14 protein-coding genes, 1 pseudogene and 1 riboswitch are annotated in these 18876 nt (G+C 71.2%); of the genes and pseudogenes, 11 read left to right on the top strand and 4 right to left on the bottom strand.

Features of this window, described 5'->3' with window-relative positions; genetic code table 11:
* The first annotated feature begins 48 nt into the window (after positions 1-48).
* Positions 49-140: riboswitch (SAM riboswitch) on the top strand.
* A 177-nt stretch (positions 141-317) separates the two neighbouring features.
* Positions 318-1754 carry an acyl-CoA dehydrogenase family protein gene (locus FS770_RS12755; protein ID WP_280525942.1) on the top strand — a complete coding sequence of 479 codons (1437 nt, stop codon included), beginning with the start codon at positions 318-320 and terminating at the stop codon, positions 1752-1754.
* A gap of 87 nt (positions 1755-1841) precedes the next feature.
* Here FS770_RS12755 and FS770_RS12750 read toward each other — a convergent pair whose 3' ends face one another.
* Positions 1842-3257, bottom strand: coding sequence for a glyceraldehyde-3-phosphate dehydrogenase (locus FS770_RS12750; RefSeq protein WP_145012455.1), 1416 nt, complete (start codon positions 3255-3257; stop codon positions 1842-1844).
* Between the two features lie 271 nt (positions 3258-3528).
* On the opposite strand from FS770_RS12750, the gene FS770_RS12745 reads away from it, so the two are divergent.
* The 8 genes from FS770_RS12745 (at position 3529) to FS770_RS12710 (ending at position 13137) form a co-directional block, all read left to right on the top strand.
* Entirely contained in the window at positions 3529-4461 is a 933-nt protein-coding gene (locus FS770_RS12745; RefSeq protein WP_144943360.1) for a carbohydrate kinase family protein, read from the top strand.
* Between the two features lie 104 nt (positions 4462-4565).
* Positions 4566-5087 carry a YbhB/YbcL family Raf kinase inhibitor-like protein gene (locus FS770_RS12740; protein WP_145012453.1) on the top strand — a complete coding sequence of 174 codons (522 nt, stop codon included), beginning with the start codon at positions 4566-4568 and terminating at the stop codon, positions 5085-5087.
* Positions 5088-5093: 6 nt separating this feature from the next.
* Positions 5094-5990, top strand: coding sequence for an HAD family hydrolase (locus FS770_RS12735; protein ID WP_244944931.1), 897 nt, complete (start codon positions 5094-5096; stop codon positions 5988-5990).
* Entirely contained in the window at positions 5983-6888 is a 906-nt protein-coding gene (locus FS770_RS12730; RefSeq protein ID WP_244944930.1) for a glycerophosphodiester phosphodiesterase family protein, read from the top strand. Before FS770_RS12735 ends, FS770_RS12730 begins: the two co-directional genes overlap by 8 nt.
* A gap of 799 nt (positions 6889-7687) precedes the next feature.
* Complete coding sequence (locus FS770_RS12725; protein WP_186366791.1) at positions 7688-9097, top strand: ABC transporter substrate-binding protein; 1410 nt, start codon at positions 7688-7690, stop codon at positions 9095-9097.
* 4 nt (positions 9098-9101) lie between these two features.
* Entirely contained in the window at positions 9102-10058 is a 957-nt protein-coding gene (locus FS770_RS12720) for an ABC transporter permease (RefSeq protein ID WP_145012450.1), read from the top strand.
* Complete coding sequence (locus FS770_RS12715) at positions 10055-11257, top strand: ABC transporter permease (RefSeq protein ID WP_425323840.1); 1203 nt, start codon at positions 10055-10057, stop codon at positions 11255-11257. The genes FS770_RS12720 and FS770_RS12715 overlap by 4 nt, the downstream gene beginning before the upstream one ends.
* Positions 11257-13137, top strand: coding sequence for an ABC transporter ATP-binding protein (locus tag FS770_RS12710; protein ID WP_145012477.1), 1881 nt, complete (start codon positions 11257-11259; stop codon positions 13135-13137). The genes FS770_RS12715 and FS770_RS12710 overlap by 1 nt, the downstream gene beginning before the upstream one ends.
* 323 nt (positions 13138-13460) lie before the next feature.
* On the opposite strand, the gene FS770_RS12705 is transcribed toward FS770_RS12710, so the two are convergent.
* A complete protein-coding gene (locus FS770_RS12705) occupies positions 13461-14402 on the bottom strand; it encodes a LysR substrate-binding domain-containing protein (RefSeq protein WP_186366790.1) in 942 nt (313 codons plus the stop codon).
* Positions 14403-14474: 72 nt separating this feature from the next.
* Between FS770_RS12705 and FS770_RS12700 the strand changes: the two genes are divergently transcribed.
* Positions 14475-15740, top strand: coding sequence for a TDT family transporter (locus tag FS770_RS12700; RefSeq protein WP_244944929.1), 1266 nt, complete (start codon positions 14475-14477; stop codon positions 15738-15740).
* A 253-nt stretch (positions 15741-15993) separates the two neighbouring features.
* On the top strand, positions 15994-17055 hold the full coding sequence (locus FS770_RS12695; protein ID WP_244944928.1) for an enoyl-CoA hydratase/isomerase family protein: 1062 nt from the start codon (positions 15994-15996) through the stop codon (positions 17053-17055).
* A 163-nt stretch (positions 17056-17218) separates the two neighbouring features.
* Here FS770_RS12695 and FS770_RS12690 read toward each other — a convergent pair.
* Together FS770_RS12690 and FS770_RS12685 are read right to left on the bottom strand one after the other, a co-directional pair.
* Positions 17219-18201, bottom strand: a pseudogene (locus tag FS770_RS12690) (IS481 family transposase).
* An 86-nt stretch (positions 18202-18287) separates the two neighbouring features.
* Positions 18288-18803: a VOC family protein gene (locus FS770_RS12685; protein ID WP_144943064.1), complete on the bottom strand. Its 516-nt coding sequence runs from the start codon at positions 18801-18803 to the stop codon at positions 18288-18290.
* Positions 18804-18876: the final 73 nt, after the last annotated feature.

Genomic DNA, 18876 nt, shown 5'->3' with positions numbered 1-18876 from the left:
ACACGCGCGTTGACACCCTCGCGGCCCGCGTGATGGATTGAGCACGTAACGCCATCCAGAGCGGCCGAGAGACGTGGCTCGTCGACGCCGCAGCAACCACCCGTGTCACGGGCCGGTGCTCCCGCCACGGCCGATGGACAGTGCCATGCTCCGCTGACCGGTTCGGTGACCGTCGCCTCTCCCGCGGTGGGCGACGTCCGCGCCCCGCGTGCGCGGACGTCGCCCGGGGGAGGCCCGCGCCGCCGCACGGTCCCGGGCGCGTCCCGGCCGAGGGGCACGGCGCGCGGCGCGGATCCGACGCAGGGAGCCGTCAGCGCATGAGCACCACCCAGACCACCGAATCCCCCCGCACCCGGGCCCGCGAGAGCGCAGTACGGGAGATGGCGCAGGAGGTCGCCGCGGCCACCGCGCTGCGGGAGGCCGCCGCCGCCGGGGCCTTCGGCACGGGAAGCACCCGCTCCGGCGGCGTCGTCCCCGGGGCATTCGCGGGCGGCGTTCCCGGCGGCTCCGCGGACAGCGACCGCGCCACGGGGTTCCCGCCCGCGGGCGAGATCCCCACGCAGGAGCTGCTGCAGGTCTTCCGCCCCGTGTTCGCGCGGATCGCCGCGCGCGCGGTGGCCCGCGAGCAGGACCACGAGTTGCCGTTCGAGTGCTTCGGGTGGCTCAACGCGCTGCGGTTCGGGGCGCTGACCCTGCCGGTGGCCCGGGGCGGCTACGGCGCCACGCTCGCGCAGACGGTGGAGCTGCTCGTGGAGCTCGCCGCCGCGGACTCCAGCGTGGCCCACGTCTACCGTTCCCACCTGGGCTTCCTCGCGAGCCTGGGTGCGGGCGAGGCGGACGTATGGTTCCCGCGCATTGCCGCGGGCGAGACCGTGGGCAACGCCGCCACCGAACGCTCCGGCGCCGCGCTGGGGACCGCCGCCACGAGCCTGGCCCGATCGGAGCAGGGCGGCAGCTGGGAGCTCAACGGCACCAAGTACTACTCGACCGGGTCGATCTTCTCGGACTGGATCCAGGTCACCGCGCAGATCCCCGGCCAGCAGGCCCGATCCCACGCGCTCGTGGGCAGCGACTGGGAGGGCGTGGAGATGGTGGACGACTGGGACGGCTTCGGCCAGCAGCTCACCGGCACGGGCACCACCCACTTCCGCGGCGTCGTGGTGCCTGCGGAGAATGTGCGGAACAGGGACGGGCGCAGCACGCAGGAGACCGCGGTCTTCCAGCTGGTGCTGCTCTCGGTGGAGGCGGGCATCGCGGGGGCCGCCGCGACCGCCGCCGTGGACCTGGTGCGTGCCAGGACCCGCGGCTTCAACACGGGCAACGGCGCGGTGACCCGTGAGGACCCCCAGGTGCTGCAGCGCGTGGGCGAGCTCAGTGCCCAGGCGGCCGCCGCGCGGGCGATCGTGCTGCAGGCCGCGCGCGAGGTCGACGCCGCCGTGGGGGTGCTCGGCCAGGAGCCCCGAATCACCGATCCCGAGGAGCTGACGAACGCGTGCGAGCTCGCCGTGGCCCAGGCGCACGTGGTGGTTCCCGGGCTGGTCAAGGACGTCACGGACGGAATCTTCGACGTCCTGGGTGCCTCGGCGGTGTCCTGCTCCAAGGCGCTGGACCGGTTCTGGCGCAACGCCCGCACCGTCGCCACGCACAACCCGGTGATCTACAAGGCGCGCATCGTCGGGGACCACCGCGTCAACGGCACGCCCATGTTCGGGGTCAACGCGATCGGTGAGGTCCGCGGCTCCGCGACCTCCTGACACGCCACCGACGACGACGCCCGGTGGCCCTCCGCGGGGGGAGGTCACCGGGCGCCGTTGTGCCAGGGCAGCGCCCCGGGAGGCCTGCTAGGGCAGCTGCAGCATGGAGATGTCCGCCATGCGGGCCATCACGCGCACCACCTGGCACGAGTAGCCGAACTCGTTGTCGTACCAGACGTAGAGGACCACGGAGCTGTTGTTCACGATGGTCGCGAGACCGTCCACCACGCCGGCGCGGCGGGAGCCCACGAGGTCCGTGGACACGACGTCCGGGGAGTCCACGTAGTCGATCTGCTTGCGCAGGGGCGAGTTCAGGGACATGTCCTTGAGGAACGCGTTGACCTGGTCCTTGTCCGCCGGGGCGTTCTCCAGCTGGAGGTTCAGGATGGCCATGGACACATCCGGGGTGGGAACGCGGATCGCGTTGCCCGTGAGCTTGCCCTGCATCACGGGCAGGGCCTTGGCCACGGCCTTCGCGGCGCCGGTCTCCGTGATCACCATGTTCATGGCGGCGGAGCGGCCGCGGCGGTCGCCCTTGTGCCAGTTGTCGATCAGGTTCTGGTCGTTCGTGTAGGAGTGCACGGTCTCCACATGTCCCTGGACGATCCCGTACTCGTCGTTGAGCACCTTGATGACCGGGGTGATCGCGTTCGTGGTGCAGGACGCCGCGGAGAGGATGGTGTCCTCCGGGGAGATGTCCTTGTCGTTGACGCCGCACACGATGTTCTTCATGTCGCCCTTGCCGGGGGCGGTGAGCAGCACCTTGCCCACGCCCTTGGCCTGCAGGTGCTGGGAAAGGCCCTCCTCGTCACGCCACACGCCCGTGTTGTCGACCACCAGGGCGTCGTGGATGCCGTACTCGGTGTAGTCGATCTCCGAGGGGGAGTTCGCGTAGATGAACTGGATCGGCACGCCGTTGGCAGTGATCACGTTGTTCTCCTCGTCCACCGTGATGGTGCCGTCGAAGGAGCCGTGCACCGAGTCGCGGCGCAGCAGCGAGGCGCGCTTGACGAGGTCGTTTCCGGGCTTCTGGCGCACCACGACGGCGCGCAGGTTCAGGCCCGTGCCGTCGTTGCGGTTGAGCAGAATGCGCGCGAGCAGCCGGCCGATGCGGCCGAAGCCGTAGAGCACCACGTCCCGGGTCTCGGCGTCGTTGCTGCCGTGCTGGCCCACGGCGGGGGCGAGCGCCTCGCGCAGGTGAGCGGCCAGGTCCGTGGCACCGGAGTCCGTGAAGCCCTGGTACAGCTTGGCGACGTCCACGTTGCAGGCGCCCAGGTCCAGGCCGCCCAGGGCCGTGACTATCTCCACCGTCCTGTCCAGGGGCAGCTCCTCGCCCAGGATGCGGCGCGCGAAGCGGTGGACCTTGATGATGTCCGTGACGGACTTGTGCACCAGGGAGCGCCCGAACACGGTGGTGACGACCTTGTTGTTGCGGTGGAGCTGCCCCACCAGGGGGACCAGCTGCTCGGCGAGGGCTTCTCGTTCGGACCAGGTGGCGCTCATGAGCAACCTTCTTCCTCGGCCCGGGACGTCGTCGTCCGGGCCGTCTTGGAGTCGCGCGACAGTGCGCGGACTGGCGGGGTGGCGCGCCTCGTGAGCGGCGCTGCTCGTCGCCGCCCAGTTTACGGGTCCGCGGGGGCGGCCCCGATCTGTGCCGCAGGATGACGCCGCCGCCCGAGCGCGACGTCGTGGACGTACGCCCCGCACATGTCGTGCCGGTGTGTGCGGTCCTCCGCAGCCGGGTCACGCGCACCCCCTTTGCTACCGTGGTGCCATGTTGACGGTGATCGGCGAGGCCCTCGTGGACGTGGTGTCCCGCAGCGGCGCAGAACCCCGCGCACACGTGGGCGGGAGCCCCATGAACGTGGCCGTGGGACTCGCCCGGCTGGGCCAGGAGGTCCAGTTCCTGGGCCGCTACGGGCAGGACGACTACGGCCACCAGGTGGTGGAGCACCTGCGCAGCAACGGTGTGGCGCTGCCGTTCGAAGCGGACGCCCGCCCCACCTCCGTGGCCCAGGCGAACCTGGACGAGCACGGTGCGGCCACCTACGACTTCCAGCTGGACTGGTCCCTGGACGTGGACACCGCGCGGATCGACGAGCTGCTGGACGGCACCTCGCTGCTGCACGTGGGCTCGATCGGCGCGATGCTCGAACCCGGCGCCACCGTCGTGGGCGAGGCCGTGGAGCGTGCGCAGCGCACCGCTCTGGTCTCCTACGACCCCAACTGCCGCCCCACGATCATCCCTGACTCCTCCGACGCGCGTGCCCGGGCGGAGCGCATCGTTGCGCTGTCACACGTGGTCAAGGCCTCGGACGAGGACCTGCTGTGGCTCTACCCGCACCGCAGCATCGAGGAGACCGCGCGCGCCTGGCTCAAGGCCGGGCCCCGTCTCGTGGTGGTCACCCGCGGCGCCCAGGGCCCGTGGGCCGTGAGCCGCGGCACCGGGCGCGACGGCGTGTCCGTCCCGGCCGCGCACGTCACCGTCGCGGACACCGTGGGTGCAGGGGACTCCTTCATGGCGGCGCTGCTCTCCGCGCTCGCGGACCGCGAGATCCTGGGTGCCTCCGCGGTCACGTCCCTGGAGGAGCTGGGTGCCGACGAGGTCACCGGGCTGCTGCTCTACGCGGCGGCCGCCGCCGGGGTCACTGTCTCCCGGGCCGGCGCGGACCTGCCCACGCGCGAGGACCTGCCCGTCACCTCCTGACCCGCCAGGCCCACCGGAGCGCACCGTGTGCGGGCCCCACACCGCTGGGCTCCGCCCCGCCCGGTCATCAGAAGCCCGATCCGCACGACGAGAGGAACACCGTCATGTACGACCGCCACCCCTACGCCGACCTGCCTGAGCTCCCCCAGTTCACCGTGACGTCCACGGACGTGACCGAGGGCGCCACGTTCGCCATGCCCCAGGTTTCCGGGGTCATGGGCGCCGGTGGAGAGGACATCTCCCCGCAGCTGTCCTGGAGCGGCGCCCCGGAGGGCACGAAGTCCTACGTGGTCACGATGTTAGACCCGGACGCCCCCACCCCCAGCGGGTTCTGGCACTGGTGCCTGTCCAACATCCCTGCGGACGTGACAGAACTGGCGACCGGGGCGGCGTCGAATCCCCCGAAGGGCGCCGTGACGCAGCGCAACGACGGCGGCACGGACGAGTACCTGGGTGCAGCCCCGCCCGAGGGCCACGGCCCGCACCGCTACATCATCTGCGTGACCGCGGCGGACGTTGCCGAGCTGGAAGTTGACGAGACCTCGAGCCCCGCCGTGGTGAACTTCAACCTCTTCACGCACGCCATCGGGCGGGCGTTCCTCACGCCCGTCTACGAAGTGGCCTGAGCGCGCGTGCCGGAGCACACGGGGCTTTCCGCACCGCCCGTCCGTCTGATCGCGAGCGACCTGGACGGGACGGTGCTCGGTCACGACTTCCGCTTCCGGCCCCGAACCGTCGCGGCCATCACCGCCGCGAGGGACGCCGGGATCCAGGTGGTCTTTGTGACCGGGCGCCCCTCGCGCTGGCTGCACCCACTGCACGAGCAGCTCGACGACGTCGGCGTGGTCATCTGCTCCAACGGCGCGGTGATCTACGACCCGGGGACCGAACGGATCCTGGAGGCGAGCGTGTTCGACGTGGCCCAGGCGCTGCCCGTGGTCGAGGACATCTCCCGAGCCTGCCCCGGCTCGCTGTTCGCCGCGGAGACCCTGGACACCGTGCACACGGACCTCGGCTGGTCCCGCACCGACCGCATGGAGGTCGAGGGCATCACGGAGGCCCCGCTCGCCGAGTCCCTGACCCCGGGCACCGAGGTGGTCAAGCTGCTGGCCAAGCTGGACGACGCCGATCCCGCCGCGTACTTCGAGCGCGTCAGGGAGATCGTGGGGGACCGGCTGTCCGTGACACACTCCGTCGCGGCCGCCCCGCTCGTCGAGATGGGTCAGCGCGGCCTGACCAAGGCGCGGACGCTCGAACGCTTCGCCGCCGAGCTCGGCGTCTCCAGCGCCGAGGTGATGGCCTTTGGCGACATGCCCAACGACCTCGAGATGCTCACGTGGGCCGGGCGCGGCTACGCGATGGCGGACGGGCACCCCGGCGTGGTCGCAACGGTGTCCCGCACGGCGCCGGCGTTCACGGAGGACGGCGTGGCGCAGGTGATCGAGCAGTACCTCGCCTCTGTGCCGGGTGACCATGTCCATGACTGCGCCGGCGAGCACGCCGGGGAGAAGGAGACCGACCGTGCCTGAGAGCCCCGCGGCGGCGCCGCGCCCCGAACGCGCCCCGGGGTCCGGGCGCCGGAACCCGGCCGCGCTGGCCCACAGGGGCTTCTCCCTGGACGGCCACGAGAACACGCTCGCGGCGTTCGAGGCGGCCGCCGAGCTCGGGTTCGTGTGGCTGGAGACGGACGTGCACACCACCCGCGACGGCGTGGTCGTGGCGTTCCACGACCCCACGCTGGAGCGCGTCACGGGCACCACCGGCGCGGTCAACGACCTCACGTGGGAGCAACTGCGGGAAGTGCGCATCGGCGGCACCGAGGAGATCCCCACGCTCACCGAGCTGCTGCGAGCGCTGCCCGAGGCGTGCCTGAACATCGACGTCAAGGACGAGGCGTCCGTCGCCGCCCTGCCCGGGGTCGTGGCGCGCGAGCACGCCGCGCTCCGGTTGCGCGTCACGTCCTTCTCCGAATCACGACGACGCCGCGCGCTCGCAGGGATCACCCGGCTCACCGGGCGGCGCGCCAAGACCTCCGCGGGAACGCTCGGCACAGCGGGGTTCCTCGCCGTCGCCGCGGTCGCACCCCTCACCGACAAGATCTCGCCGCGGGTCGCGCACGCGCTGTGGGCGGCCCACCGGGCGGCGTGGTCCCGCGTGGTCGCACCCTTCGACACGCTGCAGTTGCCAGAGCGGCACACCGTGGAGCTGCCCCTGGGGCGGCGGGTGACCGTGCGGATCGTGACGCGGCAGTTCTTGGACCTTGCCCACCGGGAGGGTCTGCGCGTGCAGGTGTGGACCGTCAACGAGCCCGCGGACATGGACCGGCTGCTCGACCTCGGGGTGGACGGGCTGATCACCGATCGCGCGGACCTGCTCCGGGACGTGCTCCTCCGCCGGGGACAGTGGCCGCCTGATCCCCAGGACTGATGCCCAGCGCTGACGCGGGCGCGGTCCCGTGCGGCGTGGATGCGCCTGGCCGCTGCGACCCGTGACCACCCCCGGTGCAGGGCGAGGAGCGTTCGACGCGCTCCGTCAAGGTGCCACGCTTCACCCGTTCGGTGCCCCAACACGGTAGCGTGGAACGTGATCGAGGCCACGAGCGGGCTGGCGAGCACCCCGTGCGCCGCGAGGCCCGCTCCGACGAGACCAGGGAGGCCACGTGCACTGCATGCGCCAGAGCCCTGCCCTCGTCCTTCCCGCCGGTAGCCGTCTGGGCGGGACTCGGAAGCCCTCCCGCCGCGGCGGTGCACGCCGTTCGCAGCCCGAGATCTACCGTCGTCGGCTCACCGCTCAGACGCCCGTGCGGAGACACCGCGTGGTGGCCGCGCGCCTCAGCAAGATCCCGTAGCTGGCTCTGCGCCGCTCGGCACTCCCTCCGTGGGCTGCCGCGCCCTCCCCTTCCGCCGCTCTGCGTCGCTGCCTCTGCGCACGACGACCATGCCCGCGACCACGCCGCCTGCGAGGAACCATGAATCCACTGCCACCCCCTATCCAGCCATCCGAACGTAGGGCTGCCCCCGGCCGCGCTGCGGCCCCGCACGAGGTCGCAGCGTCCCCCGCCGTGGGTGCCGTGCTGCGCTCGGCGGTGTCCCGGAGGGGATTCATGGGCCTGGGCGCCGCTGCGGCGTCGTTGGCCCTCGCCGGGTGCGGCAGTGGAAGCCAGCCCGGAGCGGGGACGGCCCGGGCCACGGGTGAACCGCAGCGCGGAGGCACCCTGCGGGTCGGAATGACCGGGGGCGGCGCGTCCGACAGCCTGGACGCCCATGCACCCGTGGTCACCGCGGACGGCGGGCGCGTGATGGGGCTGTACGACCGGCTCTACGAGTTCGACCCCGACTACCAACTGGTCCCCGGCCTGGCGGAATCCGCAGAGCCCCGCAAGGGCGGGCGCGAGTGGGTGTTCCGGCTGCGGGAGGGCGTGCGCTTCCACGACGGCAGGCCCCTCACGCCCCAGGATGTGGTGGCCACGTTCGAGCGGATCACGGACCCCGACGATCCCAAGACCGGTGCCTCCGCTCTCGCTCTGCTCGAGCGCACCGTGGCGGTGGACGAGCGGACGGTGCGGTTCGAGCTGAAGGAACCGGACGCGTCCCTGGTGGACTCGATCGCCCAGAACTCGATGGGAATCGTGCCCGCGGACTACGATCCCGCCAAGCCCGTGGGCACCGGGCCGTTCACCCTCGGCTCGTTCGAGCCCGGCCAGGTGACCGTGCTCAAGCGCAACCCGGACTACTGGAGCGAACCGCCCTACGTGGACGAGGTCCATCTGCTGAACTTCAACGACCAGGACGCCCTGGTCAACGCGCTGCTCTCCACCCAGGTGGACGTGGTGGGTCAGCTGCCGCTGGCTCTGGTGGACGTGGTCAACACGGACCCGCGGTTGCACACGGTGCTCTCCGAGACGGGCAACTGGCTGCCGTTCACCATGCGCGTGGACACCGCCCCGTTCGACGACGCCCGGGTGCGCGAGGCATTCCGGCTGGTGGTGGACCGCGGGCAGATGGTGGAGCAGGTCTTCTCCGGCCACGGCACGGTGGGCAACGACATGTACTCGCCGTTCGACCCCGGCACGCCCACGCTGCCGCAGCGAACGCGGGACATCGCGAAGGCGAAGAAGCTCCTGGCAGAGGCGGGCCATCCCGCCGGTCTGGAGGTCGAGCTGGTCACCGCCCCCATCCAGTCGGGCGCCGTGGAGGCCGCCCAGGTCTTCGCGGAGCAGGCGGCCGAGGCTGGGATCACCGTGAAGCTGCGCCGCGTGGACAGCACCACGTTCTTCGGAGACGGGTACTTGAAGTACCCCTTCTCGCAGGACTTCTGGTACACCCGCAACTTCCTGTCCCAGACAGCGCAGGGCACCGTTCCGGGAGCCCCGTTCAACGAGACCCACGAGGCGGACCCGGAGTTCCGGGCCCTGTACAAGAAGGCCCGAGCCACGATGGACGAGAAGCAGCGCAACCAGCTCATCCAGGACGCGCAGAAGGTGCTCCACGACCGGGGCGGATACATCGCGTGGGGGTTCTTCAACCAGGCGGACGCCTACCAGAACTACGTGGGCGGTGGCTTCGGCCACCGCATCGGCATGCCCGTGTGCGGGTTCCACATGCGCCACCTGTGGATCGACCAGGAAGGGAAGTGATCGTGTGACCGCCATGATCCTGAAACGGCTGGGGGTCTCCGTCTTCGTGCTGCTGGCGGTGTCCCTGCTGGTGTTCGTGTTCACCCTCCTGCTCCCGGGCGATCCGGCCCAGGCGATCCTGGGGCAGCAGGCCACCCCGGAACGGCTGGCCGCGCTGCGCGAGCAGCTGCAGCTCAACGATCCCTGGTACGTCCGCTACCTCACGTGGCTGGGCGGGCTGTTCGTGGGAAACCTGGGAACCTCCGCGGCCACGGGCGGCTCCGTGAACGCCCTGCTGGCCAGCAAGGTGTCCGCCTCCCTGGTGCTGATGGTGATCGCAGCCGTGATCGCGATCCCCGTGGGCCTGCTGCTCGGCACATGGTCCGCCATGCGCCAGGGCCGCGCCTCGGACCAGGCGCTCACCGGCCTCTCGCTCGTGCTCGCGGCCCTGCCCGAGTTCGTGATCGGCGTGGTGCTGACCACCCTGCTCTCCACCACGGTGTTCAGGCTGCTGCCCTCGGTCACCATGGCGGCACCCGGCACGCACGTGTGGGACCGGCCCCTGCAGCTGGTGCTGCCGTCCCTCACCCTGATCCTCGTGGTCGTGCCCTACATGATCCGCATGACCCGCACCACCATGATCGACGTCCTCGACTCCGGGTACGTGGAGATGGCCCGGCTCAAGGGCCTGCCCGAGCGCCAGGTGGTCTTCAAGCATGCCCTGCCGCACGCCGTAGGGCCCGTGGCCCAGGTGGTGGCCATGCAGCTCGCGTGGCTCGCCGGGGGCATTGTGGTGGTCGAGTTCCTCTTCCGCTACCCCGGACTCGGCCAGGCCATGGTCGATGCCGTGAACACCCGTGACGTGCAGGTGGTCCAGGCGCTGTCCATGATCATCGCCGCGTTCTACGTGGTCGTGAACCTGATCGCGGACGTGATCGGGATCCTCGCCAACCCCAAGCTGCGGACGGAGTCCCACTCATGAGCGCGCAGGACAGGACGAGCCACCCGCCCCGGCAGACCCGGGGGACTTCGGCGGCGAGCGACGTCGTCGTGGCCGAGGACGCCCTCGCAGCAGGCGACGGCGCCGGGGGCGGCCTCGGCGCCGCCACCGGCTCGGGGGACGCCGGAACGGCCCCGGACTTCGACCACTCCGAGTCCCGGGGGGACGCCCGTCCGGCGTCCTTTGCGCGGCGCGTGCTCTCCCAGCCCGTTGCGAAGCTGGGCTTCGTGCTCACCGGGATCGTGCTCGTGCTGGCCGTGCTGGGGCCCTTCGTGGTGCCGGCGTGGACCGGGCACACCCCCAACTCGTTCGCGGGCAAACCGTTCCAGGGCGGCGTCTTCGGCACCGACAACCTGGGCCGTGACGTGCTCTCCCGCTTCCTGGCCGGCGGCTGGCGGCTGCTGTTGTACTCGGCGCTGGCCACCGTGCTGGGCGTGGGGCTGGGTGCCGTGCTGGGCATGCTCGCCGCGTTCCGCGGGGGCTGGCTGGATGCGCTGATCATGCGCTGCGGGGACGTGCTGCTGGCCATCCCGCAGCTCGTGTTCGCCCTGCTGGCCGTGACCGTGCTGGGTCCGCAGGGGTGGGTGCTCGTGCTCGTGATCGGCGTGACCCACGCACCGCGCGTGGCCCGCGTGATCCGCGCTGCCACCGCCGGGGTGGTGGCCGAGGACTACGTGCTCGCCTCCCAGATGTACGCCGTGCCGCAGTGGAAGATCCTGACCCGGGACGTGGTCCCCAACATCATGGGCCCGCTCATGGTGGAGGTGGGGCTGCGCCTGACCTACTCGATCGGTGCGGTGGCCTCGCTGTCCTTCCTGGGTCTCGGCATGCAGCCGCCCACCCCGGACTGGGGTCTGATGATCAACGAGAACCGGATCGCCCTGTCCCTGCAGCCCTGGGGCGTGATCCTTCCCGTGCTCGCGATCGCGGTGCTCACGGTGGGCACCAACCTCATTGCCGACGCCGTGGCCGGCGCCTCGGCGGGGCGGGTCGCCTCCACGGGACCGCGGCGTTCCCGGAGGAGAGCGGCCGAGCAGGCGGCGTCGAACGGCGCTGAGAGTCCCGCGGGCGGCACGGGCAGCGCAGGAGGTACGGGCCGGGCAGACGGGGCAGGCCGCTCGAGCAGCGCAGACGCCGCGGGCGCCGCAGATGTCGGGGACACCGGGGAGAAGAGGTCGTGATGAGGAAGTCAGAGCAGAGGGCCCGCGCCGAGGGCCGCGCGTCCGTCGTTCCGAGGGCCACGGTGGAGACCGCGATCGCGGTGGAGCACCTGAGCCTGGGTGTCGTGGACGGCGGGCTGATCCTGGACGACGTCGGTTTCCGGCTGCGCCCCGGGCGGATCCTCGCCCTCGTGGGGGAATCCGGGTCCGGCAAGACCACAGCGGCGCTCGCGTGCATGAACCACCTGCGCTCTGGGCTGGAGCTGCGCGGCGGCACCGTGGAGCTGCAGGAGGGGGCGTCCCGGTTCCACCGCAAGGCCGTGGACCTGCTGACGCTGTCCGAGAAGCAGATGCGGCAGCTGCGCGGTGGCACTATCGCCTACGTGCCACAGGACCCGGCGCTGTCCCTGAACGGGTCGCTGCGCGTGGGGGAGCAGATCGCGGAGGTGTTGCGCGCCCACGAGTTCGGCCGCAACGCCCGCGAACGCGACGCCCGCGTGGCCGAGGTCCTCAGCGAGGTGGGTCTGCCCAGCGACAGCGCGTACCGGCGCCGCTTCCCGCACCAGCTCTCCGGCGGGCAGCAGCAGCGCATCGGCATCGCCATGGCGTTCGCGTGCCGCCCCGCGGTCATCATCCTGGACGAGCCCACCACCGGTCTGGACGTGGCCACCCAGGACCTCGTGCTCAAGACCATCTACCAGCTGACCACCAAGCACGACGTCGCCGGGCTCTACATCACCCACGACCTCGCCGTGGTTGCGCAGGTCGCCAACGACGTCGCCGTCATGCTGCACGGGCGGATTGTGGAGGACGGTCCCGCGGAACAGATGCTGCGCCACCCGCAGCACGCGTACACGCGTTCGCTGCTCAGCGCCGTTCCCGACATGCAGGGTGCCCGGGACATGGGCGGCGGCCCCGCTGTCAGCCCCCTCGCCTCCGTGCGGGCGCCGTGGGACGACGGCCGTTCCGCGGCCACCCACTTCACCGCAGACAACACCACGCCCTGCGCCGACACGTCCGACCCTGGCTCGGCACCTTCTGAGCAGGATGCTGCTGCCGGGGAGGCCCCAGCCCCGACCGCACGTGCGGTGACGCGCGAGCGGGGCGCGGGCGGCGTCGTCGTGCCCGGGCAGGAGCACGAACCGGTCGTGCGGTTGCGGGACCTGCGCATGGCCTACGGGCAGGCGGTGATCCTGGACGGCATCAACCTGGAGCTGGAGGCCGGACAGACCACGATGCTGCTGGGTGAGTCCGGGTCCGGCAAAACCACCCTGTCCCGCAGCGTGGCGGGTCTCAACGACGACTACACGGGAGACGTGCTGCTGGACGGCGAGGTGCTTGCGCCCAGCACGCGGCGGCGCAGCAACGAGCAGCGCCGCCGGATCCAGTACGTCTTCCAGTCTCCGTTCTCGTCCCTGAACCCGCGGCGCAGCATCGGCGACTCGCTGCAGGTGCCGCTGCAGCTGGGTGGCGGGATGAACCGGGGGCAGCGCCGGGCGGCGGTGGCGGACGCGCTGGACGCGGTGCGGTTGGGGCGCAGCTACATCGACCGCCGTCCAGGAGAGCTCTCCGGCGGTGAACGGCAGCGCGCCGCCGTGGCTCGTGCCCTGGTGAACGCCCCGTCCGTGCTGGTGTGCGATGAGATCACCTCCGCGCTGGACGTCTCCGTGCAGGCCTCGGTGATCGAGCTGCTGCGCGAGCTGCAGCACGAGCGCGGGCTGGCCATGCTGTTCGTGACCCACAACATCGCGCTCGCTCGGCACATCTCGCACAAGCTCGCCGTCCTGGAACGCGGCAAGCTGGTGGACTACGGCCCCACGGACACGGTCCTGCGCAACCCCCGCCATGCGTACACGCGCTCGCTGCTGGAGCACGTGCCCACGCTGGAGGAGGTCGGCTGAGCACAGGGGTCCTCCCGGGGCGCGCGGTGCCGCCCGAGGGTGGACGCCACGGGTGGCCGGGTGCATGGCGTGGATCCGAGGTGTGGAGATACCGTTCCAGGTGCCCCGGGGCGGGTATGGCCACACCTCAGGTTCGGGTGCCGTGCGAGGTGCCCCGCCGTGCCACCCGGAGTGCGAGGGGCAGACGCCCGAACGTCTGAGGCACGACACGACGGCGGTTCCGGCCCGAGGGCGGGCGCGTCGCGCCTCAGAAGTTGCCGCAGCACGTCGGCAGTGGACTTGAGGCTGTCGGTGGGTGGCCGCATGCGGGCCAGCTCTGCACCTCAGATTCGGCCGGGGGCGGCGACGCCGCGCGCCTCCCGCGGGCCCGTGTCTTCGTCCGTGCGCTGCGCCACCGCGATCAGCTCCGCGGCCAGGCCCCGGGTGCGTCGCGGGCCTCCCCACAGTGCGCGCAGTTCCCTCGTGAGGTGCAGCTCGGTGGGCACCTGCACGAGTGTTCCGGCGGCCACCGCCTCGTCCACTGCCAGTCGGCTCAGCACCGCGGGGGCCGCCCCCGACTGCACACTCACCCGCACCGCCGCGTTGCTCGGCATCTCGAACAGGGACACCGCCGGCTGCCTGAGTGCCAGGTCCAGGGCGGTGCGCGTGCCGGATCCGGCCTCGCGGGTGATCAGCGCGGCAGCGGCGAGTTCCGCCGCGGTGACGGGGCGGTCGCACCGGGCCCACGGGTGCTGCGGGTGGGTCACGAGCACCAGCTCGTCCCGTGCCACGACCTCGTGGTGCATGTCCTGCGGCGGATCGGGGCTCTCGATAAACCCCACGTCCGCGGCTCCCTCCCGCAGGTCCTGCACCACGTCCTGGGAGTTGTGCACGGTCACCTTCACGCGCGAGTCCGGGTGAGTGCGCCGCAGCTCCGCCAGCCAGCGGGGGAGCAGGTGCTCGGCGACGGTCTGACTGGCGGAGACCCGCAGCGGAGCGGCGCGGGATGCGTCGTGCGCGAGGAGGGACACGCCGTCGGCGAGACGCCGGGCCGCGTCCACCACGTCCCGCGCCCACTCGGTGACCACCAGGCCGTCCGGGGTGAGGGTGGAGCCGCGGGTGGAACGGTGCAGCAGGGTGACGCCCAGGGAGCGTTCGAGGCGCGCCATGGACCGGCTGGCGTTCGGCTGGGCCGTGCCCACGACGCGCGCGGCCGCGGCGAGGCTGCCGTGGTCGGCCACGGCGACCAGCAGCTCGAGCGCGGTGACATCCGGCCATGTGGACACATCCAGAGGATATATCGGCCATGCCAGTTTGCGGGCTACCGGTGGGCTGCGCGGCCGGGGGATTCTGAACCCATGTCCGCACTCCACAGCTGTTCAGCACCCCTCGACCTGCCCGCAGCGCTCGACGCCCGCGTGAAGGGCTCCGCCGCTGCCGACGACGCCGCCTCCCACTCCCTGCGCGGCTCCGCCTCGACGACGTCGGCCACACCGGACTCCCTGACAACGGGCGACGGCGCGGCGAACTCCGCCGGGCGACGTCGTGCGGACTCCGCCACCGGTCCCCGCGCCACCGTTACCCCGCCCGGGCCGCAGTGGTACGGGTCCCTCATGGGCACGGGCATCGCCGCGACCCTGACCCAGACGCTCGGCGGGGACCTGCCGGGTGGCCGGGCGCTCGCCGTCGTGCTGCTGGTGGTCGGGTGGGTGGTGTTCGCGGGGCTGACAGTGGCCTTCGGGCTGCGGATCGCCCGCCGCCCCGCCGTCTTCGCGGAGACCATCCGGGACATCCCCGTGCTGGCCGCGTGGGGCATGGTGTCCATGGGGGTGCTTTCGATCGGCTCTGCGACCTCCACCGTGGTGCCCGCCCACTGGCCCACGCTCGCCGGGGCGGCGTGGGCCGTCGACGGCGTGCTGTGGAGCGTGGGCACCGTGCTGGGGATCCTCACAGCCCTGGGGTTCGGGGCGCGGCTGATCGGCCGTGAGGTCGGTGCGCCCACCACGGCATGGGGCCTGCCCATCGTGCCGCCCATGGTCTCCGCGACCACCGGCGCCGCGCTCGTCCCGCACCTGCAGACCCGGCCCGTCCAGCTGCTGCTGGTGATCGTCACGGTTGGGTGCTTCTTCCTGGCCCTCGTGCTGGGGTTCGTGGTCTTCTCGGTGGCCTACCACTACCACTGGCGGGTGGCGGAGCTGCCGACCGCTGCGGCGACGAGTGCGTGGATCCCGCTGGGCGTGGTCGGGCAGTCGACGGCGGCCGCCCAGGCCATCGCCGTGCAGGCCGAGCACTTCGTGCTGCCGCAGGACGTGGGCACGCTCGGGCTGGTGGCGAACGTCTACGGGATCGCGATGCTCAGCTGCGGCGTGCCCCTGATCGTGTGGGCCACCGTGGTGACCGTGCGCGGGTTCCGCCGGGGGATGCCGTTCTCCCCGGGCTGGTGGGCGCTCACGTTCCCCATCGGCACGGTGTGCCTGGGCCTGCACGGGCTCGAGGGCGGCACGGGAGTCCGGGCGTTCGGCATCGCCTCGGACCTCGTCTGTCTCGTGCTGCTGGGCACGTGGACGCTGTGCACGGTCGCCACGGTCAGGGCCGTGTGGTCGCGCCGGCCCGCGGCGGGGTAGGGCAGGAGCGGGAGGGTGACGACGCCGGGCCCCTGGCTCCCTGCCCTACCGGGCGCCTGCGCCGAATCACCGTCCGCCTTCTTGCAGGAGGGCCCGGCTCGCTCCCGGACGCTCGCAGCGGCGACGAGAAGGGGGCCGGGGCCGGCCACCCGCACCGGACGACCCACGGGCAGGCGGCCGCGGGCTCGAGCCGGGCGGGTGACGTCGTGCCCGGCGTGTGACGCCCACGACACCCCTGGTTAGCATGGGGAGCATGAAGGCAACCGAAGAATCGTTCGTCCGCGCCGAGATACAGGGCCACACCGGGGTGCTCACGCTGACCCGGGGCAAGGCCCTGAACGCGCTGAACCGCAGCATGTACCACCAGCTCGTCAACGCGCTGCAGGTGTGGCGTGACGACCCCGCGATCACCGAGGTGGTCGTGCGCTCGGAGCTGCCCAAGGCGTTCTGCGCGGGTGGTGACATCAAGGAGGTCCGCACCGCCGCGCTGGAGGGCCACGAGGACGAGATCCGGGACGCCTTCGGCACCGAGTACGCCATGAACGCGATCATCGCGAACTACCCGAAGCCGTACGTCGCAGTGATGAACGGGATCGTGATGGGTGGTGGCATGGGGCTCTCGGTCCACGGCTCGCACAGGATCGTCACGGAGACCACGCAGATGGCCATGCCGGAGACCGCGATCGGCTTCTTCACGGACGTGGGGGCCAGCTGGTTCCTGCCGCGCGTCACTCGCGGCGCCGGGGCGACGATCGACAACGACGCCGCGCGCCGCGAATCCCTCGCCGTCGCCCGCTACCTGGGGCTGGGAGGCGCACGTTTCAACGGTGCGGACGCGATCGCCCTGGGGCTGGCGGACACGTACATCGACTCCGCGGACGTGGACGCGTTCGTGGCGACGGTGCTGTCCGACGGGGTGGATGCCGCGGTGTCCTCGTTCGGCAAGGACGCCCCGTCCTCGAAGCTGCTCGGGCTCTGGGACGAGATCCTGCAGCGCTACTCCGGCGAGACCCTGGAGGAGGTCGTGGCGCAGGCCGGGTCCGAGTTGGACGGCATGAGCCCCACCTCCCTGGCCCGTGTGTTCGAGCTCCTGGAGCGCGGCTCGGTGGACGGGGACGTGGTCTCCTGTCTGGAGCGGGAGCTGCGCATGGCGGAGGACACCGCAGTGGGCCACGACTTCATCGAGGGCGTGCGCGCCATGGTGGTGGACAAGGACAAGAACCCGCAGTGGGATCCGGCCACCGCCGCGGAGGTGGACCTGGACCGCATCCGCTCGGTCGCGGACGAGAAGACGGAACTGCCCATCCGGGTGTGATCCGGCCGGTCCCTTCCGAGCCTCCCTGGAACGCTGACGCCCCGCACACGAGAGAGTTCGCGGGGCGTCGTGCTGCTCCGGGGGCGGGATCGTGGCCTTGGACGGTTGAGCAGCTGGCGTCCCGCGGCGACTAGTTCACGAGTTCATACCTCACGATGTGGTGCTAGCTGTACTGACCGGGGACGTTGGTCAATCGTGAGAACGGCGGTTGGTTGCCGCAGGCCGTGTGGGGCCGGTGGTGGTTGTCGTAGTCCAGCCGTCCAGTTCGCCGCGACGTTCGGCTTCGGAGGCGTAGCAGCGGGCGTAGGCCCAGCCGTCGGCCATGGTGCGGTGGAATCTCTCGATCTTGCCGTTGGTCTGCGGCCGGTAGGGCCTGGTGCGTTTGTGCTTGATCCCGAGTTCGGCGCAGGTGTCGCGCCACAGGTGGGAGCGGTAGGCACCGCCATTGTCGGACAGGACCCGTTCGACGGTGACGCCTCGCTGGTTAGACCACTCGACGGCCCGGGCCAGTACGCCGGCTGCGGTGAGTGCCGTTTCGTCGTCGTGGATTTCGGCGTAGGCGACGCGGGAGTGGTCATCGGTGACGGTGTGGACGTAGGCCTTGCCCATCAACGGGTCCCGGTCCTTGTTCCGGGGCTTGCCCTGTGTGGCGGCCCGGTTCTTCTCGCCTTGCTGTCGGCCGACGTAGCGCCGGCCTCCGCCGTCGGGGATGTTGCCGAGCTTCTTCACGTCGACGTGGAGCATCGCGCCGGGGTGGTCGTGCTCGTAGCTGCGGACGGGTTCACCGGTGGAGCGGTCGACGTGCGAGAGCCGGCTCAGGCGGGCATCGACAAGGTTCCGGTGGACCGTCGATGGCGCGATCCCCAGCCGACTGGTCAACGGGACTGGTCCTTAGCGGAGACGCAGCCGGAGCTGGATGCAGCGTTTGGTCGTATTCGTATCGGTCCTGTTCGGCGAGTGGCGCGGTCGCGACGAGCGGTCCTGCATGGTCTCGCCCGCTCGGTACCGGTCTGCCCAGCGCTTCACCGTGGACCACGAGACCTGGAAGCGGGCAGCGACCTCGTTAATCGGCCAGCCATCATCCACGACGAGCTGGCCGACGATCAGGCGGCGGCGTGGGGTCAGTGCGGCATCGGGGTGGGACATGGACGTCCTCCAAGGTGTGATGGGCGGCCACTTCACGGTGGCCGCCCATCACAAGCGCCCCGCCGCGGAGCAACTGACGGGGAATGTCACTTGTTCTGGTTGCTCATTTCTGCGGCCCAGGCATCAACCCGGCGAGCTGATTCCTCATCGCTGAGGTCCTCGACGCGCGTCATCACCGACCACCGGATCCCGAACGGATCGCGGATGCTCCCGTAACGGTCACCAGAGACGAAACCCGTCACAGCCTCGCGCAGCACAGCGCCGCGAGCGACCGCGGTCTCAACGACCCTGTCCACGTTCGCGACGTATATGCCGAGGGAGAACGGCGCGTCTTCGGCCTCCGGATCCAGCGCCCGCAGGTGATAGGCCTCCATCGCCGACCCCAGTTGGAGGCGACCACACCCGAAGTCGAGCTCCGCGTGGATGATCATCCCCTCCATCTCGGTGGAGTTCAGTACGCGGGCACCGAATACGTTCGTGTAGAACTCCAATGCAGCCTTCGGATTCTTGAGCGCAACGAAGGGAGTCAGGCTGGAGAAGCCCTTGGGGCGACCGTTGTCGGTGTACTTGCCATGGGCGGGGGAAAATGGTGCCGTCGTCATGATCTGGACACTAGGGCGTGTTGCTAAATGCTCGTTCAGCTACGGTCTTCGTGTGCTCGATACATCCAGACTC

It is taken from the genome of Kocuria salsicia, from assembly GCF_007681555.1.
GTDB lineage: Bacteria > Actinomycetota > Actinomycetes > Actinomycetales > Micrococcaceae > Kocuria > Kocuria salsicia.
Note: the sequence above shows the minus strand (reverse complement) of the source record. Positions and strands in the feature narration are given on the sequence as shown.